The organism is Aporhodopirellula sallentina SM41 (assembly GCF_000346505.1).
In the GTDB taxonomy this organism is placed as follows: domain Bacteria; phylum Planctomycetota; class Planctomycetia; order Pirellulales; family Pirellulaceae; genus Rhodopirellula; species Rhodopirellula sallentina.
Genome location: NZ_ANOH01000178.1, coordinates 1 through 19,781 on the forward strand (window position 1 = coordinate 1; position 19,781 = coordinate 19,781).

Genomic DNA, 19,781 nt, shown 5'->3' on the forward strand with positions numbered 1-19,781 from the left:
TTTTCCGGACAGGCCGTAGTGGATCTTGTCAAAAATCCTCACACCGCGGGATCTTTAACAAGATCCACTACCCAAAACAATCGTAGGCCGGACCAAGCGCAGCGCTGTTCCGGCAGTAGCACCGATGACGCTCTAGCATTCCGACACAACCTCTTTTCTGGACAGGCCGTAGTGGATCTTGTCAAAAATCCTCACACCGCGGGATCTTTAACAAGATCCACTACCTGAAAACAAATGTAGGCCGGACCAAGCGCAGCGCTGTTCCGGCATCTGCGCGGTTGCCGGATGCGCGTCGCAAAGCCTCCTTCATCCGGCCTCCAACTGAAACCAGCGGGCCAACCCTCTCTGCGGTCAATTTTCCCATCCGCGTAGGCTCGTTTCAGGGAAACCGACGCTCGCGGCGAGTGATCCCTGACAGACCAACGTTGGTTCAGAATGTGCCACTCCGCTCACCGGTGCCGTTCAAAGGTTGCGTTCCCTTCGGCACAGGACCACTGCGACGAACATGCACCCCCTTTACGCGGAAATAGCGGTGCGATGAACAACATCGTTTCCCAGGCATGCTTCCTCAATCAATCCCTTCCCCCGGGTCGGGAACGTGGGGCGCTTTCGGCATAGGGTTTGCGAAGATGCGGGGATTATACATTTTCTGGAAAAGGGGTAATGCCCGAGCACATTTGGGCAAGCTAGACTTACCTGATCTTCCCCCCCAACGGAAAGCGTTCGTCCCTTAAAAACTATCCGAGCACCTCGGTAAATTGACTTGCCGGCGGGCTTTTTGTCCGGTTGTATCGTGTCAACCGCGGCTAACGTCGATCGGCTGATTCGGGTTCGGATAGGTTCTCAATCTCACCACGCGTCACTACTGTCTCTGAGTTCCATGAAGCCACTTCGATACGCCTTTGTCGCCGCATTCTTCGTAATCTTTGCTGCTGCCGATGTTGCAACGGCAGCCTCCCCCGGATGGTCGCCCGTGATCATTGCACGTGGAGCCTACCGGAATCAGATTAAATCGATGCCGATCGAACAGCGGCCCAACCGGCCGTTCCATTTCTACGGGAACACCGTCCGCCGCCGGCACTACCGAGGCACGGCACCTACCTCGACTCGCACGATCGTCGCACCAGTAACGAGTTGGTACGGACGCTGAGTGCGTCCAGGCTCATCGTCTCGGAATGAGTAGGCAACCGAAATGATCGGTCGCCATGGACGAAAGCATTGAATCGGCTTGCGTCTGCAAGTCGGGAGAGAGCTCAGCTGCCATGGTCGTGTGGACCGACGCGAGTTGCGTCTTCTGATGTTCGCGGTAACACTGAGCCAAGAGCAAATGGTTCGGCGCGGCCGGAGAAATCTCAACGAGCGTTTGATACGCGGTCTCTTCGAGAACACGTTCGTTGAGACGCCGCGCGGCGAAGCCGATCCCCTTCCAAGCACTTTCTAAACTGGCTCGCCGACGATCGTCATCCGGTTGAGTTTGCCAATACTCCAGGGACGCACGGTAAGCGTGAAGGCTCTCTTGATAGCGTTCCATTCGTTGATAGCAGAGACCGAGATAGTCTAGGCTGATCGGCTCGAAACGGGGGCCGTGTGTCAACCTGTTGAGCAGCCTAGCAGTCTCCTTGTTTCGGTCGAGTTGCATGAGTACGGTGACTCGTTGTCCGATTTGAGACGACGAGGCTCGTCGCGGCAGAGGCCGATCGGCAACCGATTGCAAACGGACAACCGTCTCCGCGAGGTCACATGAGAGCGACCCGAGCGGATGTTCATCGACCGCGGCATTTGGACTTAGCTGACGAAGAACATCGACATGATGTTTTGCTAATGAATATCGTTGTGACTGCAGGGCTTTTCGTATTTCGATACGGCTTCCTTCGGCAATGGAATCGACGTACGCAGCCGGCATGAACAAGGCGATTCCGATTGCCGCGATTGGCATCCCAATGTTCGCGAACTCAAACGGTGCTTTTGTGGCCGGGGCATTGCCCGTACCCGTCAAAAGCGTCGCCAGGAGCATGACCGCTGACATGACCGTGCGGGCAATCATCGTGCGAATGGCCGTTGCCATCATCCATCCGCTGCCGCCAAATAACGGCAACAGCGATGGGATATTCACGCTCATCAAGGACGCGACGAGGAGCACCATGCCCGCGACAAATGTAACCTTTCGGCCCGCCCTCTCGATGAGGTCTGCGATCGCCAAGGCAAACACACCCGCAGACAACAACGAGACGACGAGAACATCCCACCTGCCAAACAGGACGGTGATCCCCGACGTCGCATCCGCCCGCGTGAGACGGAAGTAAATGAGCCCCGCCGCCACGATGGTCAATAGCGTTCGAACGAGACGCCGCACCTAACGCGGTGTCGATGGGGTCATGCCGTAACCACCTTTGCCGAGAGGTTAGTTTTCCTTCGCGACTTCCAGATCATCCCATCGAAACAGTAGTGCCAAAACGCGACGATCAAATTCACAAACACCCAGAACTCGAAATAGCCTCGTGACAACAAGTAGTTGCCCAGTCCAATAACGACGATAAAGATCGCCAGGAACGAAACCCACACCGTTGCAAGGTGAAACAGCACCTCGGATCTCGACGTAGAACCGGATTGACACATGGACCATGTCACGATGGACATGTATTCGACGGAGTGAAAAATCGCGGAAGCCAGGGCCAACTGCACGACCCACTGATTGTTCTCATAGTGAGCCGCCACCAACAAAGCGATGAACAGCGTCATCACACTCGACAGGTAAGCGAGGCTCGCCACACTCGTGCTGCCGCGTGCATAACGTATCACCTGTCGACTTAATAGGCCGACCGGAACGGCGAGGATGATCCAATCAGCCGTTCCGATCCAGTACCAATTCTCCAGCGGCCCTGCATTCCATCCTCATCCGGCGACTCGACCGATCACATAGAGCATGAACCCGCGAAAAAGAAACTTATCGAAACGGGCCTGAGCCTTCATGTTGGACGTCGCGTTTCCATTTGATTCGGTGCCCGAGATGCTCGGGCGGGAGCGTCGCTGATAGATTTGAAAAATACCATGATGCTGCGACGCGAAGTGCCACGCGTTCCAGATGTAGTCGATCGCTCCGAGGCAAAGAAGCGAGCCTGTTCCCATTTTCACGCAAAGACACCCGATCAGAATTGCGCATCCCAACGCAATGAATTGTCGTCTGCGATCATGCCCTTTATGGTGGTCGACCGCGACTAAGGCGAGCGTGATCCAGCGATGAGGTGCGGTGACGAAGTAGATCTGCCAAAACAAAAGGCTCTGATGAGTCGTCACGCCTCCCACCCGATCGACCAACAATATCAACGGCCAGGCACAATTTATGACGAAAAAGAGATCGATCCCGGGCGAAAAAAGGAAGCCAGATTTTTCACGCTTTGAGTTTTTGTCAGCAACGTTCATGGGATTCGAATCCGATGATCGCGAAACGAGATACCCTCTGCCCATGCCACCGATGGCATGTGGCATTCGATGCAGCCACCATCCGGTTCATGCGTGCAAACGGCGACAGTTTTGTGGAAAGCACGAAGATCGGTATGAGAGTTGTCGCCGTGACACTGCTGGCACTGTTCAATCGACTCCGATCGATCGTTCGAAACAGTATCGTGTGGGTCGTGACAGGTTGAGCATGTTAGATTCACAGGCGTCTCCAAATAACATTGACTGCGTGTGATTCCATAGGGTTGGAACCGAGCCAGTTCATGCGGTTTGGCATCGGCTCTTACGGATGTTTCATCGCGATGACACGCGGCGCAGGTGTCCATGTAGCTCTCTGCGGTTTCATACCGCATCATGGGTTTGGCTTCTTCGGCGAAACCTTGGTGAGCGAGCGAGACGTGGTCTTGTCGCGGGCCGTGGCACCGTTCACAACCGACATTGGCGATTACCAACGACTGCAGAATGGGTAACGAGGGCGGCGAGGTTACCGTGCTGTGACATCCCAGGCACGCCCGGATATCGGAACCGTCCAACGGGCGACCGAAGCACTCGATCGTTCCACGTTGGATGTCGTCGAATCGTTCATGGTCTGGCGTCACGCCGATCTTTTCCTGACTCGGGAATGACGACCATCGAAGTTCGACGCCGGTTTGTGTGTGCTCATCCACCGCGATCGGTGTTTGCGCATGCATTCCCGAGCCGAGCAACCACGTCACCGGAACTGAGACACCCGGCGCGTTTGCTTCATCTCGCACGATGAACCGATCTTCCGTAGCGTCGAATGCGAACTCCTGATTCCGTCGAGCGTCGCTGTAGTTTTTAAGTTGCGATAGTTCGCTGGCAAGGTCGGACTGCGGAATCAATGTCAATGTGCGCGAGTGGCCGGATCGTTGGTGGGCGTCGTATTCGGCGCGGTGGCATGTGGCGCAGGCTTGGTCTCCGGCGAATTTGCTCGCGACAAAGTGACGCCAGGTGGTCAATGATTGCTGAACGCGCGGCGAAAGATGTTCCTCGAACGGTCGCGTTTGTGAGATGGAAACGTGGTTGCGTGTTCGGTTTGTTGAGACGACAGCATGCCCCGCGTTGGCAGCGGAGTCGGATGAGATTTCCCCGCGCGACGTTGCCCCACCGATCGCATGAAAAAACACCCACGCGATGAGTCCGACCAAGCACGCCGAGACGGTGAGTGAGCGTAACGAGAAGGCAGGAAACGAGGTTGACGTTGGTAGCACGAAATCAAATGAGGATGGTCGACGCTCGGGCGAAGCATTGCGCTAGTCGCGATCGGCTACGGAGGGACGACGAGAGCGTTTTTCGGCGACACGTTTGCGATCGCCGAAAAACGCCGGAAGGGGAGAGGGGACTATCCAAGTGGAGCGTCTTTGATTTTCCACTTGTCTGCGACGCGAATCAGCGTCCAAATTTGTTCGGTCTCGGAGACCTTGCTAGTTTTGCCGCCCCGTCGTTCGCTATCGGTCGTCGCATGGACACGACCGAATATTTTGACGGGCACCGTAACCGTGTCCCTGTCGAACGTCGCATCACCAGCGACCTCGTAACCGCGTTCGCTGTAATCTTTTCGGTTTTTTGGGACCGATCCGGCGACGAACGCAGGAGCAAACGATTCGTCGTCGGCAGCGAGATCGCCAAGGCCCGCGACACTGGCAAATGCGTTTTGCTCGTCAGTCGGTTTGACCACGCCGGACGCCCCGCATCCGGACACGGTGAACGAGGTCAGTAGCAACAAGGTTGCCATTTTATTGCTGAGATTCATCATTGGTCTCCTTTCAATTTCCAGGGGAGAGGATCTCTATTCCTAGGTGATGACTTCTTTGTTTTGTGCCGTGCTCATCGGACGCCAGATATTTTCGTTGTCGACGGAGTCTGCAACGAAACGAACGGCACCGTCGGCCATCAGCACGTTGACACCTCCGACGTGATGACTTCGTGCGGCGGCGTACACCGCGGCGGTATCTCTTTCTTCCAAACAGGCGAGACGAGGCGACGCGTCATCGAGAATATCTTCGTCGCACGCGGCAAGAACGTCTTTCTCCTTCGCGCTCGGGTTGTAGTACGCGGAAAAGATGGTTGCCCCCATTTCGGGAGACATCCAGACACCACGGATGTCATCGGAACCGCCGCCAGAAATGATTTCACTCATTGCGATCGTGTTGCTCAGTCCATCCAAATGTCTCGGGCCTTCATACCATTGCGGTTTACGAAGCGATCGCCCGCTGTTGTCGATCCACCGACCGTCGTGATGATTAGGTCTTGGTCGACGTAGTAGGTGCCGAACGCGCCACGGATCTCTCGCTGCTCCCACGAGAGCATGTCACTGAAACCCCAGCAGGCGGCGTAATTGTTGCCTTTTGCGAGAGCCTCCAAGCCGTAACGTGTGTCCCCCTGACAGCGGAAGCCCAAAGTCGCCCGACGGAAACGATTGAAATCTTAACGTTACCCACTGCGAATCCTCACAGCCAATCCAAGTGATGACGATAGGTTCTCGCCTCCTGTTTAGACGCGTCCGAGTCTCAAAACCGATCCGAATACCACTGTGACTCGGCTAGCCTGTGAATGTCCGACCGGGGGCCTCCCGGTTGAATAAAGGCGAACGCCAACCGGCCGATGCGAACTCGGATCGTTTTGAAATGTTTCACGCACGTTGACTACCGTTTCACCACTGCAAGACCTGTACTCTATGAACCGCCCCTTCCCATTCCCGCGCTTCGCGTCCCTCCTATTGCTGGCTTTCTGTGTCGGGCAGCCAGTCTCTGCACACGAAGGCGCCCACCACGACCCGCCCCACCAATCCGACCAAGCGTTTACGACTCGAAACACGTCGCGTGTCTTGCCGTTGGCTAGCGACGAAGACTCGTTTCACTTTGTCATCTATGGCGATCGAACCAGCGGTGTTCCGGCTGGCCTCAAGGTGCTCGAGCAAGCCGTCGATGACACCAACCTGCTCGCTCCCGATTTGGTAATGACGGTGGGAGATCTCGTCCAAGGTTACAACGAGACACCGACCTGGATGACACAGATGAAGGAGTATCGCCAGATCATGGACAACCTCCGCATGAAGTGGTTTCCGGTCGCGGGAAACCACGATGTCTATTGGCGGGGAGACGGCAAAACCCCACAGGGACACCACGAGTCCAACTACGAAGAACACTTCGGCCCTCTTTGGTACACATTCGCGCACAAGAACGCCGGCTTCATCGTGCTATACAGTGACGAAGGTGACCCGGTTACGAATGAAAAGAGTTTCAGTGAAGGTCGACTTCAAACCATGAGCTCGGAGCAGCTTGAGTTTTTGAAACAATCCCTTGAAATGCACAGCGAACGCGATCACGTGTTCGTGTTCCTGCATCACCCACGTTGGATCGGGGGCGGATACAGCGGCGGCAATTGGGACGTCGTTCATGAAATGCTGCGAGAGGCGGGCAACGTTAGCGCGGTTTTCGCCGGCCATATCCACCATATGCGATTCGATGGCCCGAAAGACGGTATCGCTTACTATGCCCTGGCCACGACCGGGGGGCATCTGTCTGCGGATATTCCTGGTGCCGGTTACCTACACCACATGAACATCGTCACGGTGCGTCCGGAATCCGTCAGTGTCGCAGCATTGCCGATCGGATCGGTAATCGATCCAACGGATTTCACTCCTGAATTCATCGCTGAAATCGATGCGGCACGGTCCATTCGGCCGAAGGAAGTCAGCAACAGCTTGCAAATGGACATCGACGGCAATGGCAGCGGGGTGGTCGTCTACGAAGTCAGCAATTCGACACCGCGTGACATCGACGCCACCGTTTCCTTCGATCCGGCAACGCGGGATTGGTTGACCTCGCTCGACCACGATCACTTCACAATCAAGGCGGGCGAAAAGAAACGTTTCGAGATCGCTTTCCAACGCATCGCTCAACCTGGAGTCGAGTTAACGATCCCTCGCCTAACATTCACCAAAGAGTATCTCGGAGAATCAGTGAGGATCGCGTTACCGGCCACATCCATGCCGGTAGGACTGAAACTCGCCGCCCTGCCAGCCGGTTTTTTTCGTGATGCAGACAACCTCTGTTTGAAGACCCAAGACGGGAAATCCGTTGTCCGTATCGAATCGAGCGACCTGCCTCTGCATCGCGGCCCGTTCACCTTGGAAGCCTGGGTGAATCCGGAGAACGTTCACGGTGAACAGGGAATCGTTGCCAAGATGCACTCGAGCGAGTTCGCCTTTTTCATGAAGGAAGGCACACCTCAGTTTAGCGTGCACTTGGGAGGTCGCTATGTGACCGCACGCTCCCCGAGCGTTCTGAAAACCGGCCGCTGGACTCACCTCGCGGGTGTCTACGACGGCAACGAAGTGCGTCTCTACATCGACGGCAAATTGGTGAGTTCCAAACCAGGCAAGGGCAAACGAAAAGTCAACCGACTGCCTCTGTACATCGGCGCGGATCCGGGCAAAGCAGGCGAAGCGACACGCCCATTCCGTGGCATGATCGATGAAGTGAAGATTTCCGAAGGAGAAGTTTACCAAGCAAACTTCACGCCCGAACGACGCCCGACGCCGACTGACGAGACAGTCATGCTGTTGCATTTTGACCGAACCTTGGGGCCGTTCCTCTTGGATCACAGTTCGTCGGCGATCAAGGGCAGTCTCGGAGTGAACGCTGAACTCGTGCCGAGTTTCTAACTTAACTGGAACGCATCCCGTAGTGTCGCGGTCGAACTTGCCGGACTCGTTGATCGTGAATCATCGAGTGCGACGACCTCGCGCTACGTATGCGCCCCGCATACCGGCAAGCGACTCCTCGGCGCCACGTACTTTTGGATCGCCGAGGCGTCGTACAGAAGGGAGCGTCTCACTAGAAACGATATCGCAAGGTACCTTCGACCAGAATCGCTTCGCCAGGTTCCGTTGGTGAATCGACGTAGGTGTACCCTGGCTCGTTGGTACGGTTGTGGTATTCGGTGCGGCGGTGCGAGACCTCAACGCCGGTCGTGAGGTTCTTATTGAAGTCGTAGAAAAGGTTTGCGTAGATCGCTTGGTTTTTCGTCCTACCAATCAAACTGTCGTTGTCATTTGGGTCATCGATCGAGCATCCAACGTGCGTGCGGACTTTGTTGCTGCAACGGTATTCGACTTCGCACCAACCGCCGACCGAACGAATGGGGACACGCAAACAAGGGCAAACGCCTTGCCCCGCGCCACCGAGGAGGTTGCTGAGGTTGGATCCCATGAAGAACTCACCTTGGCAACTGAGCTGCTGCGTCAACGGAAGAACCGCGTCGACATTCGCGGACCATGTCCGAATTCGAACATCATCTTCTGGACCGAGTGCGGGGTTGGCAGCGTGTCCCTGGGTGAAGTCGAATCCGGTGTCGCCGATATGGCCGGACGTACCGATAGCGAGCGTTTTCCCGCCGCCTTGCACTTCGGCGCACGCAATGGCAGCGCGGGCCTGGATCATCGGCCAATTGCCCGTTTCGCGATTCACACCGACCGCACTGGAACCGGACGCAAAATCTTGAATCACGTTTTGTGCGAGGGCCGCTTGAATCGTCAGCGATGTTGATTCACCGAGCGAAACGTAACGTTCGAGTCGCAACTGATTCCGACGGAAACCGATATTTCCGGCTGTCCATAACACGGGGAAACTGACCGTGTTTGGAAGCAGTGGCGAAACCACGTCCCAAGTTTGTCCGATCAACAGTCGAGCGTTTTCGTTTCTGGCCTCCCAGTAGACGTGACGCAATCGGACGTCGGGTTGGTTATCGGTGGTGAAGTTGCCAAGAAAGTCGATTTCGAATTTCGCAGCACTCTCCAACCCACCCCAAACGTCGATGGACGGACCGATCACGTCGAGTCCGATGCGACTCCGCCGGGCATCCAACTCAAATGCGGACTCGCCTTGTGTCTCTTCGGAATCGATCCACAAGGTAAACCGTCCCGGAACCGTGCGGATCGATGCGTAGGTCATGTCCGACCATACCGTTCCGTACGGACGGAACTCGAACACCCCAACCGAAAAATGGGAACGCTTTGGCTTTGGATGAACGACGAAGCTCGCTAGTTGAACTTGCTCGTCGATGCTCTGAGGTTCCGGCAGCGCGATGTCGTCCCCGATGACGTCGAAACTCGCCTGATTCGCAGCATTAAACTCACAAAGTGTCGGCGTTTCGGTGCGAATGGATGAGGGCTCATTTTGCGATAACCCCACCTCACCAAAAAGTGAATGGTCCGGCGAAGCGGTCTCCACTAGCGCATCACCGAAATCGGCTCGAGCATCGCGCATGGTCAAGACGCCAACGACGATGAGGACCACGATGGCGTGAGTTCTAAACAAACAGTCACGCCGTTTCTCGGCAAGGTCTTTGCGGTTCATCGCTAGGTCGATTGCGTCACGCGAGTGATTGCCGTTGTTTTAAGGCGTATCGGTTCAGCGACCGACACACCGCGTTTGCACAAGATCTTCAACGGCGGCTTTATTGAAGCTTTTGTACAGTTCTTCGGCGATCGCGATCCATTCAATCGGAAATTGCGTGAAAGGCAACACGCTTTCCCCAACCGGCAAACTCGAAGGATCGGCGTGATAGAGAGTCGCCGCAACATGCTCGGCGAAGTCGGCGAGAGACGCTGAGAAGCTGCACCTCAATTCGGGCACAGGTCCATCCCATCGGCCGAAGCACAGAACGCGCCGTCCTCGTATGGACGTCAACATTCGAAACCGAAAGTGATGAAAACGAACCTATCCGAAAACTCATCGGCCGATTGGCGTTAGCCGCGGTTGAGAAGAGACAACCGTTGCCAACGCCCGCCGGCCATTCACATAACTGAGTTTCTTCGGATAGGTTCGATGTTTATCGCAGATCGTTTGGTGAAGGTTCCAAAGCGACGCTTTGTGGCTCCACCTCGCGAGCTTAAGCGAGTTGCTTCTCTCGCCATTCCGAGAGGCTGGAAACGGTATCGTCTTCTCGGTTGCCCTGTGGCAATGAGTGCGCGAAGAAGCTCAGCGGATCTTCCATGTCAGCGATCGAGTCGATCACGACATCGGGGCCAAACGCATATTGATCGAGGTCTTCTCGCTTGGTTGTTCCCGTTAGCGTGAGAACGGTGCGATATCCCATCTGGACGCCACCGAGGATATCAGTGTCCATCGTGTCACCGACCATGACGGTTTGCGAGGTGGCGAGCCCGAGTTCTTTGCGGGCCGCTCGCATCATGATGGGGCTTGGTTTGCCAACACCAAACGCTTTGATACCGGTAACCGCTTCCAGGTAGGCAACCGTTGCTCCACAACCAGGACGAGTGCCGTTGATCGTCGGGCAGTTCGGGTCCAAGTTGGTTGCGATGAGTTTAGCCCCATCCATGATCATGTTCACCGCACGTTCGAGAACATCGAGCGTAATGGTGCGTCCTTCTCCCACAACCACGAAATCGGGTGAGTGGTCAACGATCGAGTAACCGTTGCGGTGCAAGGCATGAAGAAGTCCGCCTTCTCCAATGACGTATGCGGTTCCCTGAGGTTTGCGTGCGGCCAAATACTGGGCCGTTGCGATCGCACAGGTAAAGATATGTTTCTCGCCCACCTGGATGCCCATGCGTTCGAGTTTCGTCGCCACGTCACGACGTGTGCGTTGGCTATTATTTGTCAGAAACATAAACGGAATGCGTTCACGTTTGAGCGCTGCAATGAAACGATCTGCTCCGGGAATCAATTGACTCCCTCGGTAGATCACACCGTCCATGTCAATCAACAGTCCTGTCTGCATTTGTGTCCCTTTAGTCTTCGATTGGAAGTTCGTCGGCCGAGCATTTCTCCTGCTGACTCAATTGGTACTACCTGCGGGAGTCGTTGCTCGTTCGGGTTACGATCACCATCAGGCAATCGTCTCGAGCGCAGTATTGCGGTGCGAGAATACGCGTCAACCAAGAAACAGCAACGTGGCGCAAAGCCCAACACTGTTTTATGAGTAGGGTAGAAAACTGACCGAACCAACAAAGTATTTCTCAATAAAAGTCCTCTCTCTAAAAGCGACTGTTTGCATTCATTCCACGGGTGGCCCCCATACGAGGTCCATACGATTGGCGAACTTGAAAAGGGAACAGTGAACTTTTTCTCATGAGAAACGAGGCCACTGTGCGCCGATGGCATCATGCGGTTGCTGTTCGGCAAATAATGCGTGGTTGAGACGTCAGTTGGTTGCTGAAGGCGGGTGATTGCAGATGGTACTGAGACCGGTTGCCGTCAGTCGCCCAGACGGGATCAGTGAAGTTCGTAGGCGAACGATTCGGGAAAAGAACAGGCCCCTGGTCACGCGAGCATTCAACGATGACGACCGGAATTGGACTTTGGGGTACGGAACAATTCCATTAGGGCGTTGCATCGGCCAACAACAGAACGGCGACGACTCACCCGCAGCGGCAGGACTTACTATCCCGGAGTTGTATCCCGGAGGAATGGGCATCTCGGAGTATTGAGGTATCGCAGAGCAATGGGCCAGGATCAGCCGGGGCGGCAAAGCTCAGCCGTTGACGGACTTTCTCACTGCCGGCCTTCTTTTTTGACGTCCCGAGTTGACACAGCCCGACACTTCCACAATTATGGAAATATCAAACCTTCGCACACGGTGCTTCTCTAAGGTGATTTCGGTTCAGTTGGCATGTTTGGCGGGGGTTCCATCTGGGCCTTTGCAGGACTCGGGAACAGCCGGAACCGGGCGTGCTACTGAAGCCACCAAAGAAAGCGTTCCGGTGCGATTGATTGATCTGTTTCGCGATATTTGTCTCTCAACGTAGGTGGAATGATGAACCATGGCATGAAGGTTTTGGGTTGGGGTTGGCGGTTTGCAGCTTGGTTATTCTCGGCGGGATGACCGGCTGCGACGAACCCAGCGTTGACGAAGACGTGATGACAATCCGCGGAGCGGGATCGACCTTTGCCGCTCCGATTATCAAACAATGGGCCGAGGCGTATCGCAGCGTCCACCCGGATGTGGTGATCAAGTACGAAGCGACCGGAAGCGGGGATGGGGAAAAGCGTTTCCGCGATTTCGACGTCGACTTTGCAGGAACCGATGCCGGGCTGAACCAAGACGAACTATCGGCGATCGAGGGTGGTGCGTTGCAGGTGCCCATGACCGCCGGAATCATTGTGTTGGCGTACAATCGAGAGGGGCTTCCGGCCGACCTGAAGTTGCCACGCGAAGTTTATGTCGACGCGTTCCTAGGCAAAGAGACACGCTGGGACGACGCACGAATCATCGAAGCAAATCCTGGCAAAACACTTCCGAGCGAGCCGATCAACATTGTCACGCGGCTCGATAGCAGCGGAACCACGTTTGCGTTTACCAACCACCTCGCCGCCATTAGCGATGAGTGGGCAGATCGGTTCGGTAGTAACAACGCGACATCAGATGTGGATCGCGGTGTGAAAATTCTCGACTGGCCGGGGAAAGCGATGAAAGCAGCCGGCAACTCCGGAGTCGCGGGACGCATCAAACAAACGCTGTATTCGCTCGGCTACGTCCAGTACGGTGCCGCGAGGGCGGTCGACCTCGCGATGGCGTCGATCGAAAACCGGGCCGGGAACTATATTTCACCTTCGGGTGCGAGCGGACTCGAAGCGTTGATGAACGTGGAGTTGCAAGAAAACGTGGTAGCGTACGTTCCCGATCCATCCGGCGAACGCTCCTATCCGATTATCACCTACACCTGGATGCTCGTTCGCAAAAGCTACCCCGGTGCTACGAAGACCGACGAGGTGAAATCGTTCGCGAAATGGTGCCTGAGCCAGGGGCAAGCATTCGCCGAAGAGGCGGGCAACGTTCGCTTGGCACCGAAGGTGATTGAGAAATCGGAAGCGACGCTCGACGCGATGCAGTTCGCGGGCGATGCGGCGGTAGCCTCTCAATAGCTCGCGTGTCTCGGCAGCCCCCGAGTCTTTCGAAATCAGTCTGCTCACTGCGTGAATGGAATGGCCGGCGGGCGTCGGTTCAGTCGTAGCGCTACCATTACTGTTTCATCTAGGAATCAGATCGGAGGCCGTAGCCAACGTCGTCACCACTCTCGGTGATTCACAGTGCCCGCCGAAACACATGGCGAGTTTCCCACCCGTACTGGATTATGATATTGCACGCGTTCGATCCCTGTAGCTGAATTTGACTGCATTCAGGCTATCGAGGCCTGCGACATCAGCTTCCCGATTTCCAGGTCCTTCTAGTGAACGTCGGGATACGTCGGCCGTTGTCCCACGCCAACCATTGGGGCAACGTCGCGGAGGTTCGCTTTCGCGAAGCATTGTGCGGAAATGCCATCCGCGTGAAGAAATAGTGAGGGACGAAAGAACAAACGGTTAACCTGCATTGCCGAATTGGTCGATACAAGAGGTAGGAGCGATACGTTCGTGTGAACGCCTAGGGAGAGGCGAGCGGGCGAGATCGGCAGGGGCTACTTCTTAAACGGGGATCAAGTTGAGTTTGCTGACCAAAGGACCACGAGACACAATTTTACAACTCCCCGCCGCGTTTGACCGAGAACGATTGCTGGGTCGGCTGCAGGTCCGAAACACGATTCGGGCTGGGGAGTGCGAGGAATCGGAGACGGAATTCTGCGACACTCTCGATGGTGACCTGTGGTTCGCCGGATGGGTGCTTTCCCGCAGCAACGAGACCATGCAACTCAGCCGGCTCGATCAGTTGCTGGTCGAGAAGCCAGAGGCGAGCTGCGAATGCGCGGGGCCTTTGCCGAGTTTCTGTTGGGAGTTGCCGGCCCCCGCGATGCGAGAAACGCTGCAAAAGGTTCTCAAACTGCGAGCCTTGCGTCCCTTGTTGACGGTCAACACGGACACTCAAAGTATCGACATCAAGAACGTCGACGGCAAAACGGTTGTCCGTCTGAAACTGCAGTCGGTGTTCAGTCCAGTCAAACAACGGCAGTTGTCATTGGAATTGTGCAGTGTGCAGCCGCTGCGTGGATACGACAACGAGGCACAGCAGATGATCGAACATCTGCTGTCGCTCGGGCTGTATGAAGCCGACTCGCGGGCCGTATCTCGCTACCTCGGCGAACTCGCGGAAGTCGCGGAGGTTCATCCTGCAAAACAGTCCGTTGTGTTGGAAGCTGAAAGGACAAGCCGAGAAACGGTTTCGATGTTGGTGCGGAACTTCTGGTCGTTTGCTCGGACCCGTGAAGGCGGTGTGATCGAGGACGTCGACACAGAATTCTTGCATGAGTACCGAGTGGCGCTTCGGCGTGTGCGATCACTGATTGCTCAGTCCAAAGGCGTGTACCCCGCCGAGATTACGATGCAACTCAAGGCGGTCTTCGGAAAGTTCGCCCGGATCACCAATCGCTTGCGAGACCTCGACGTCTATCTGTTGGCAGAGGACGCGTATCGTCGGTCGCTTCCGGTGGGACTCGCCGGTGGACTCGATCAGATGTTCGCTGACTTCCGCGACGAACGGACGCGTGAATGCAATCGTGTTGCCGAGTGGTTGCGAAGTGACGACTATCGCGGCGCGGTACGAGACCTCGATACGTTGTTAAAGAAAGCGGATCGGTCTCCTGCGAGCAAGCATGCTCGGACACCGATCGCCACGCTCGCCGATAAGATTGTTCGCAATCGTCACGCCAAGATCGTTCGCCAAGGAACCGCGGTGAACTCGTCGACTCCGGACGACAACATTCACGAACTCCGTATCGAAGGAAAGAAACTGCGCTATTCGCTCGAGTTCTTTGGACCGCTGCTCGATACAGTGGCAGTCAGCATGACGATCAAACGGCTGAAGAAGCTGCAGGATTCATTGGGTGACTTCAATGACATTTGCGTGCAACAAGTTTCGCTCGCGGAGTACCTGCAGGAGAAGCAACAGGCCGATGGGGCGTCGCCAGAACTGATTGCATCGGTTGGCGGGCTGATTGGTGCTCTGTACCAACGACAACTCGACCAACGAAGCACTGTCGAAGAACAAATCAAAATGTTTTGTAGTGCGGACCATTTCAACGAAGCCGTTGCTGTCGAACCAACACAAAAGAGGGCCGCATAATGAAAACCATCGCATCATTCAGTTTGAAAGGTGGAGTCGGCAAGACGACCACCGCCGTGAATCTTGCGTTCGCTTCGGCGGCGGCAGGAAACCACACCCTGCTCGTCGATTTGGACGCGCAAGGTGCCGCATCGTTTTACTTTCGAATTCGGTCGGATTCGAAAGTACGCAATCGGCATTTTTTCAACAGCAAGTCGCGTTTGCTTTCGGCGATCAAAAGCACCGACTACGAGGGACTCGATCTGCTGCCTGCTCATCGTTCGTTTCACAAGTTTGATTTGATTTTGAACGAGTTCAAGCAACCGCGGAAACGCCTCAACCAAGTGATTCGCCGGTTGAGCAAAGAGTTCGACACGATCATCATGGACTGCCCGCCGACGGGTTCTTTATTGTCCGAGAGCGTTTGCGCCACCGCCGATGCCGTCGTCGTGCCGATGATTCCGACAACGCTATGCCGGCGCACGTGCGAGCAGTTGATGGAAATGTGCCGTCGTTGCGGATTGCCAACCAAGCGTTTGCGTCCGTTCTTCTCGATGGTGCGATCAGGCAACGAATTGCAGGAAGAGATGATGGATCTGTTCCGTGCGGAAGTTCCGAGCCTGCTATCGACGTCGATTCCCTACCTTTCCGACATCGAACGCATGGGGATCCAACGCGAACCGGTTTCCTGCTTCACAAAAGACAAATCGGTCAGCGAGGCATACGCACGTCTGTTACAAGAAGTTACTTCGAAGCCCCGGGCGAAACGGTTGGCTGCGTAGGCTGCCTTCGGATCGTCTACGTGCGTCGAGTTCCTCTAAGTGCGTCGAGTTCCAACGTGGCGGGACGCCCCGCTGCGTCGACAACACGTATGACGTGCTAACGGAATCCAAGTCATTCCCGTTTTGGGGAGTGCGTGCACGGTTCCCGACGACATAAAGTCGTTCAGATTAACAGGCGAACATCGCTCCGTGGCTGGGAATCACCACGGCGTGGTTTCGCAACGACCTGCCCTATTAGACGATTTGCCCCATTAGACAAAGTCGATTTCAAAGCTGAATCGCTGTTGTTGGATGACTGACCTCAGCGTTCACTTACTTTGATAGTTCGTTCTCAGATCACAACTATTGGCAGCCCTCGGGTTCCCACGTGTCCGTATCGCCACTCATGTATGGCGTTGTCGGGTTGTTACCACGATTGCTCACAGGGACAACAATAAGGAGAGACCGATGGACCGCGAAATTGGTGTGCTTCCGTATCGCAAGCATAAGAATCAGTTAGAGGTCGTGCTCGTTACGACGCGTCGCCGGAAGTATTGGATCTTCCCCAAGGGGCAGACCGAAAAAACAAAACGGCATCCGAGGTCGCTCAACTCGAAGCGTTCGAGGAAGCCGGCGTGACCGGCAACGTGAAAAAGGGCAACAACAAGAAGTTCCGCATCCGACGCGGTGGACGCAAGGTAGAGATGCGAGTCTTTCCGATGAAACTCGACGAAGTGCTGCCGAAATGGCCCGAAGACGACGAGCGGCAACGAGTCGTCGTCAGCCTCGAGGAAGCGTTGAAAATGATCAAAGGCAAATCGATGCGGAAGTGCGTCAAAGAAATGCTTCGCAAAGCAGCCTAGTCAACCAACGGTCGATCGCACGGCGAGCATGTTGGCTCGCGATCGATTGAACGAATCTCTTCGCATTCCGGTCTCTAACGGGCCTCGTCTGTCCGGAATGCAAGCGCCCCGAATTATGAAGATTTCATAATCAAGCGGGGTGATCTCGGGTGCTCCCATAGACGACTCGTCTTTGGTGAGTAACTTTCTGCTAGCTAGAATTTTTCCGAATACCTCGACAAAACAATTTGCTACCTGGCATTCGCCGCGGTTGTCCTAAGAAAACCACGGCTACCGCTGATCGGCGAATGAGTTTTCGAATAGGTCTCCAGGATGAGAGAAAGCAACCGGCGAGCGGTTGGGGCGGGTTCCTGATCAACACAACACGACGTCGGTTGAATTCCGCCGCCTTGGAGCAGGGATGTCTGCCTCGTTTGCCGGGCAACTTTGGCTCGCCAGAAACCTCGACGCGGTGTGTTTTACCGTCGATTCGCGGTCCGGAAATGGGTGGATCACGGCAGCACCAATTGTGGTCTGGCGCAGACGAATCATGCCGCACGTCAATGGCAGACGCCTGTTCGGGGCTCTACGTTGACGGCAACGTTTAGTCTCTATTTGTATCGCTACTTACTAATCGCACCGCCTACCGTAAGGATGACAGGACCATGGGCATTGAGATCGAACGCAAGTTCTTGGTGAAGGACGAAGGATACCGGAGTGATGACAGCACGTTGCTTCGTCAGGGGTACTTGAGCACCGTGAAAGAGCGAACGGTGCGTGTGCGGATCGCGGGAGAAAAGGCATTCTTGACGATCAAAGGCGTCACCGAAGGGGCGACTCGGAGCGAGTACGAATATGAGATCCCTGTTGAGGACGCGGCGGAGATGCTCGACAAACTTTGTCCTCCGCCGTTGATTGAAAAGCGACGGTATCGAACCGAACACGAAGGCATGGTGTGGGAGGTTGATGAGTTCTTCGGTGCCAATGAAGGCTTGGTGTTGGCGGAGATCGAATTGAATGAAGAGGGACAAACGTTCGCGAAGCCGTCGTGGTTGGGCGATGAGGTGACCGAAGACCGTCGCTACTACAACGCCAATCTTATTTCAAACCCCTATTCGAAATGGTGAGTCGGTCGCGCCAACCGGCTTCGATCGTCGCAGCGGTGACGCATGGCAAACTCGCCAACTTATCTGTTGGCTATTGCCTGCCGGAATCGAAACGCCAACGATCGATAGGCAACAGATCGGAGTGAATCAATGAGTTCAATCTTGGATGCGCCGCCGATCGCGGCCGAGGAAAAGCCGCCTTGGAAGACGCTGAGTAAACACATCAAGACGGGCGACGGCGACGCCGCTCTTGAGTTGCTGCGAGAAGTGCCGCCGAGTGAACTGCTGTACGTGCTCGGCCGTCTTCGCGACAAGAAGCTCACCGCGTTATGGCAGTTGCTGATTCCGATTGACCTCGAGTTCGCTGCGGATCTCTTGCAACTGCTGCCCGACGTGCTCGCGGCGAATCTGATTGAGCAGTTGCCTACCGAGACCGCCGCAACGCTGCTTTCTCGAGTGGACTCGGACGAGCAAGTCGACTTTCTGGCGACGATGGACTCGGAACGCTCGGCCGAAGTCATTGAGGCAATGGGTTCGAGCGAAGCCGCAGATATCAAACGATATCTCTCCTATCCGCACGACACGGCGGGCGGGTTGATGGTCAGCGAAATATTGACATTCTCCGCGAAGACGTCCGTGTCGTCGGTGGTGGATTTCTTTCGGAAACACCACGACCAATTCGATGAGTATGTGACCCGCTATCTCTTTGCGGTTGATGAACATGACCGCTTTGTCGGAGTGGTCAAGAGCCGAACTCTACTGACCGCATCGCCTTCAGATACGATGGCGCAGTTGGCCGTATCTGATTTCAGTGTCGTTTCGCCTGACGTGTCCGTCGATGAACTCGAGTCACTGTTTGATGGGGTGGATCACATGGCGGTTCCTGTCGTTGCCGACGACGGGACGCTGCTCGGTGCGGTAAAGCGATCGGCCGTGTTCGAAGTGCTGCAGGAACGTGACGTCGCCAGTCTGATGCGATTCGGCGGAATTGTCGGCGGTGAAGAGTTACGCACGATGCCACTGCGTGTGCGAACGTTCCGGCGGTTGATGTTTTTGCTGCCCAGCATCGGTTTGTCATACATCGCCGTCAGCGTGATTACGATCTACGAACCGATCATTGAAAAAGCGACCGTGCTCGCGGTGTTCCTGCCGATGGTTGCGAACCTTTGCGGCGCCGCAGGCAATCAGGCGGTTGCCGTGAGCATCCGTGAGTTGACGCTCGGTCTTATCGATGGCCGCGACCTGTTACGGGTTTGGGGACAAGAATTCTTTTTGGCGTTGTTTAACGGCGTCGCGATCGCGAGCGTTTTGGCCGCGGTGGTTTTCTGCACTCGCGGCGACACGGGTGGCTTGCCATTGGTCATCGGCGCGGCCTACACGCTCAGCAGTGTCGTGGCGGTCGGATTGGGATCGGGACTGCCCCTGTTAATGAACCGACTGGGAATCGATCCTGCCATGTTATCGAGCCCTGTGCTGACGACTCTGACAGACATGACATCGTTCTTCCTCGTGCTGAGCCTGGCCGCAGCGATACTGGATTTCACCTGACCTCGACGCAGCGCAGGCCGGTTTAGGAACAGGAGTCGACCAGG

At 55.6% G+C, this 19,781-nt stretch carries 19 protein-coding genes; 10 read left to right on the forward strand and 9 right to left on the reverse strand.

The annotated features are described in order from the left end of the window. Window positions 1–880 precede the first annotated feature (880 nt). A complete protein-coding gene (locus RSSM_RS11435) occupies window positions 881–1,150 on the forward strand; it encodes a hypothetical protein (RefSeq protein WP_052336034.1) in 270 nt (89 codons plus the stop codon). Window positions 1,151–1,162: 12 nt separating this feature from the next. On the opposite strand, the gene RSSM_RS11440 is transcribed toward RSSM_RS11435, so the two are convergent. The 7 genes from RSSM_RS11440 to RSSM_RS34695 all read right to left on the reverse strand — a co-directional run bounded on the left by RSSM_RS11440 (window position 1,163) and on the right by RSSM_RS34695 (window position 5,841). Beyond that, the gene (locus RSSM_RS11440; protein ID WP_008678336.1) at window positions 1,163–2,353 is read right to left on the reverse strand and encodes a membrane protein; all 1,191 of its coding nucleotides are present in this window, start codon (window positions 2,351–2,353) and stop codon (window positions 1,163–1,165) included. A gap of 20 nt (window positions 2,354–2,373) precedes the next feature. After that, window positions 2,374–2,799 (reverse strand): hypothetical protein, encoded by a 426-nt coding sequence (locus RSSM_RS34680; protein ID WP_236621088.1) that lies wholly within the window; start codon window positions 2,797–2,799, stop codon window positions 2,374–2,376. Window positions 2,800–2,892: 93 nt separating this feature from the next. Continuing rightward, window positions 2,893–3,294: a hypothetical protein gene (locus RSSM_RS34685; protein WP_236621089.1), complete on the reverse strand. Its 402-nt coding sequence runs from the start codon at window positions 3,292–3,294 to the stop codon at window positions 2,893–2,895. Window positions 3,295–3,416: 122 nt separating this feature from the next. Further along, a complete protein-coding gene (locus tag RSSM_RS11450) occupies window positions 3,417–4,436 on the reverse strand; it encodes a multiheme c-type cytochrome (RefSeq protein ID WP_236621090.1) in 1,020 nt (339 codons plus the stop codon). A 383-nt stretch (window positions 4,437–4,819) separates the two neighbouring features. Then, window positions 4,820–5,230 (reverse strand): hypothetical protein, encoded by a 411-nt coding sequence (locus RSSM_RS11455; protein WP_044302338.1) that lies wholly within the window; start codon window positions 5,228–5,230, stop codon window positions 4,820–4,822. A gap of 42 nt (window positions 5,231–5,272) precedes the next feature. Continuing rightward, complete coding sequence (locus tag RSSM_RS34690; protein WP_236621091.1) at window positions 5,273–5,617, reverse strand: DUF1559 family PulG-like putative transporter; 345 nt, start codon at window positions 5,615–5,617, stop codon at window positions 5,273–5,275. A 14-nt stretch (window positions 5,618–5,631) separates the two neighbouring features. After that, window positions 5,632–5,841: a hypothetical protein gene (locus tag RSSM_RS34695; RefSeq protein WP_008678349.1), complete on the reverse strand. Its 210-nt coding sequence runs from the start codon at window positions 5,839–5,841 to the stop codon at window positions 5,632–5,634. A gap of 313 nt (window positions 5,842–6,154) precedes the next feature. Here RSSM_RS34695 and RSSM_RS11465 point away from each other — a divergent pair, with 313 nt between their 5' ends. Beyond that, the gene (locus tag RSSM_RS11465) at window positions 6,155–8,146 is read left to right on the forward strand and encodes a LamG-like jellyroll fold domain-containing protein (RefSeq protein ID WP_044302333.1); all 1,992 of its coding nucleotides are present in this window, start codon (window positions 6,155–6,157) and stop codon (window positions 8,144–8,146) included. Between the two features lie 172 nt (window positions 8,147–8,318). Here the strand turns inward: RSSM_RS11465 and RSSM_RS11470 are convergent, their stop codons facing one another. Next, window positions 8,319–9,839 (reverse strand): hypothetical protein, encoded by a 1,521-nt coding sequence (locus RSSM_RS11470; RefSeq protein WP_008678356.1) that lies wholly within the window; start codon window positions 9,837–9,839, stop codon window positions 8,319–8,321. A 24-nt stretch (window positions 9,840–9,863) separates the two neighbouring features. Between RSSM_RS11470 and RSSM_RS33150 the strand changes: the two genes are divergently transcribed. Beyond that, window positions 9,864–10,094, forward strand: a complete 231-nt coding sequence (locus RSSM_RS33150; protein WP_144059742.1) for a hypothetical protein — start codon at window positions 9,864–9,866, stop codon at window positions 10,092–10,094. A gap of 280 nt (window positions 10,095–10,374) precedes the next feature. Here RSSM_RS33150 and RSSM_RS11480 read toward each other — a convergent pair whose 3' ends face one another. Beyond that, the gene (locus tag RSSM_RS11480) at window positions 10,375–11,226 is read right to left on the reverse strand and encodes an HAD-IIA family hydrolase (protein WP_008678361.1); all 852 of its coding nucleotides are present in this window, start codon (window positions 11,224–11,226) and stop codon (window positions 10,375–10,377) included. Between the two features lie 1,139 nt (window positions 11,227–12,365). On the opposite strand from RSSM_RS11480, the gene pstS reads away from it, so the two are divergent. The 7 genes from pstS to RSSM_RS11515 all read left to right on the forward strand — a co-directional run bounded on the left by pstS (window position 12,366) and on the right by RSSM_RS11515 (window position 19,737). Beyond that, window positions 12,366–13,370, forward strand: coding sequence for a phosphate ABC transporter substrate-binding protein PstS (gene pstS, locus RSSM_RS11485; RefSeq protein WP_160168124.1), 1,005 nt, complete (start codon window positions 12,366–12,368; stop codon window positions 13,368–13,370). Between the two features lie 556 nt (window positions 13,371–13,926). Further along, entirely contained in the window at window positions 13,927–15,501 is a 1,575-nt protein-coding gene (locus RSSM_RS11490; protein ID WP_008678368.1) for a CHAD domain-containing protein, read from the forward strand. After that, window positions 15,501–16,262, forward strand: coding sequence for a ParA family protein (locus tag RSSM_RS11495; RefSeq protein WP_008678371.1), 762 nt, complete (start codon window positions 15,501–15,503; stop codon window positions 16,260–16,262). Before RSSM_RS11490 ends, RSSM_RS11495 begins: the two co-directional genes overlap by 1 nt. 533 nt (window positions 16,263–16,795) lie before the next feature. Continuing rightward, a complete protein-coding gene (locus RSSM_RS11500; protein ID WP_008678373.1) occupies window positions 16,796–17,104 on the forward strand; it encodes an NUDIX hydrolase in 309 nt (102 codons plus the stop codon). A gap of 287 nt (window positions 17,105–17,391) precedes the next feature. Continuing rightward, window positions 17,392–17,691 carry a hypothetical protein gene (locus tag RSSM_RS11505; protein WP_008678376.1) on the forward strand — a complete coding sequence of 100 codons (300 nt, stop codon included), beginning with the start codon at window positions 17,392–17,394 and terminating at the stop codon, window positions 17,689–17,691. A gap of 57 nt (window positions 17,692–17,748) precedes the next feature. Next, window positions 17,749–18,210, forward strand: a complete 462-nt coding sequence (locus tag RSSM_RS11510) for a CYTH domain-containing protein (protein WP_008678377.1) — start codon at window positions 17,749–17,751, stop codon at window positions 18,208–18,210. 129 nt (window positions 18,211–18,339) lie between these two features. Beyond that, the gene (locus tag RSSM_RS11515; RefSeq protein WP_008678379.1) at window positions 18,340–19,737 is read left to right on the forward strand and encodes a magnesium transporter; all 1,398 of its coding nucleotides are present in this window, start codon (window positions 18,340–18,342) and stop codon (window positions 19,735–19,737) included. Window positions 19,738–19,781: the final 44 nt, after the last annotated feature.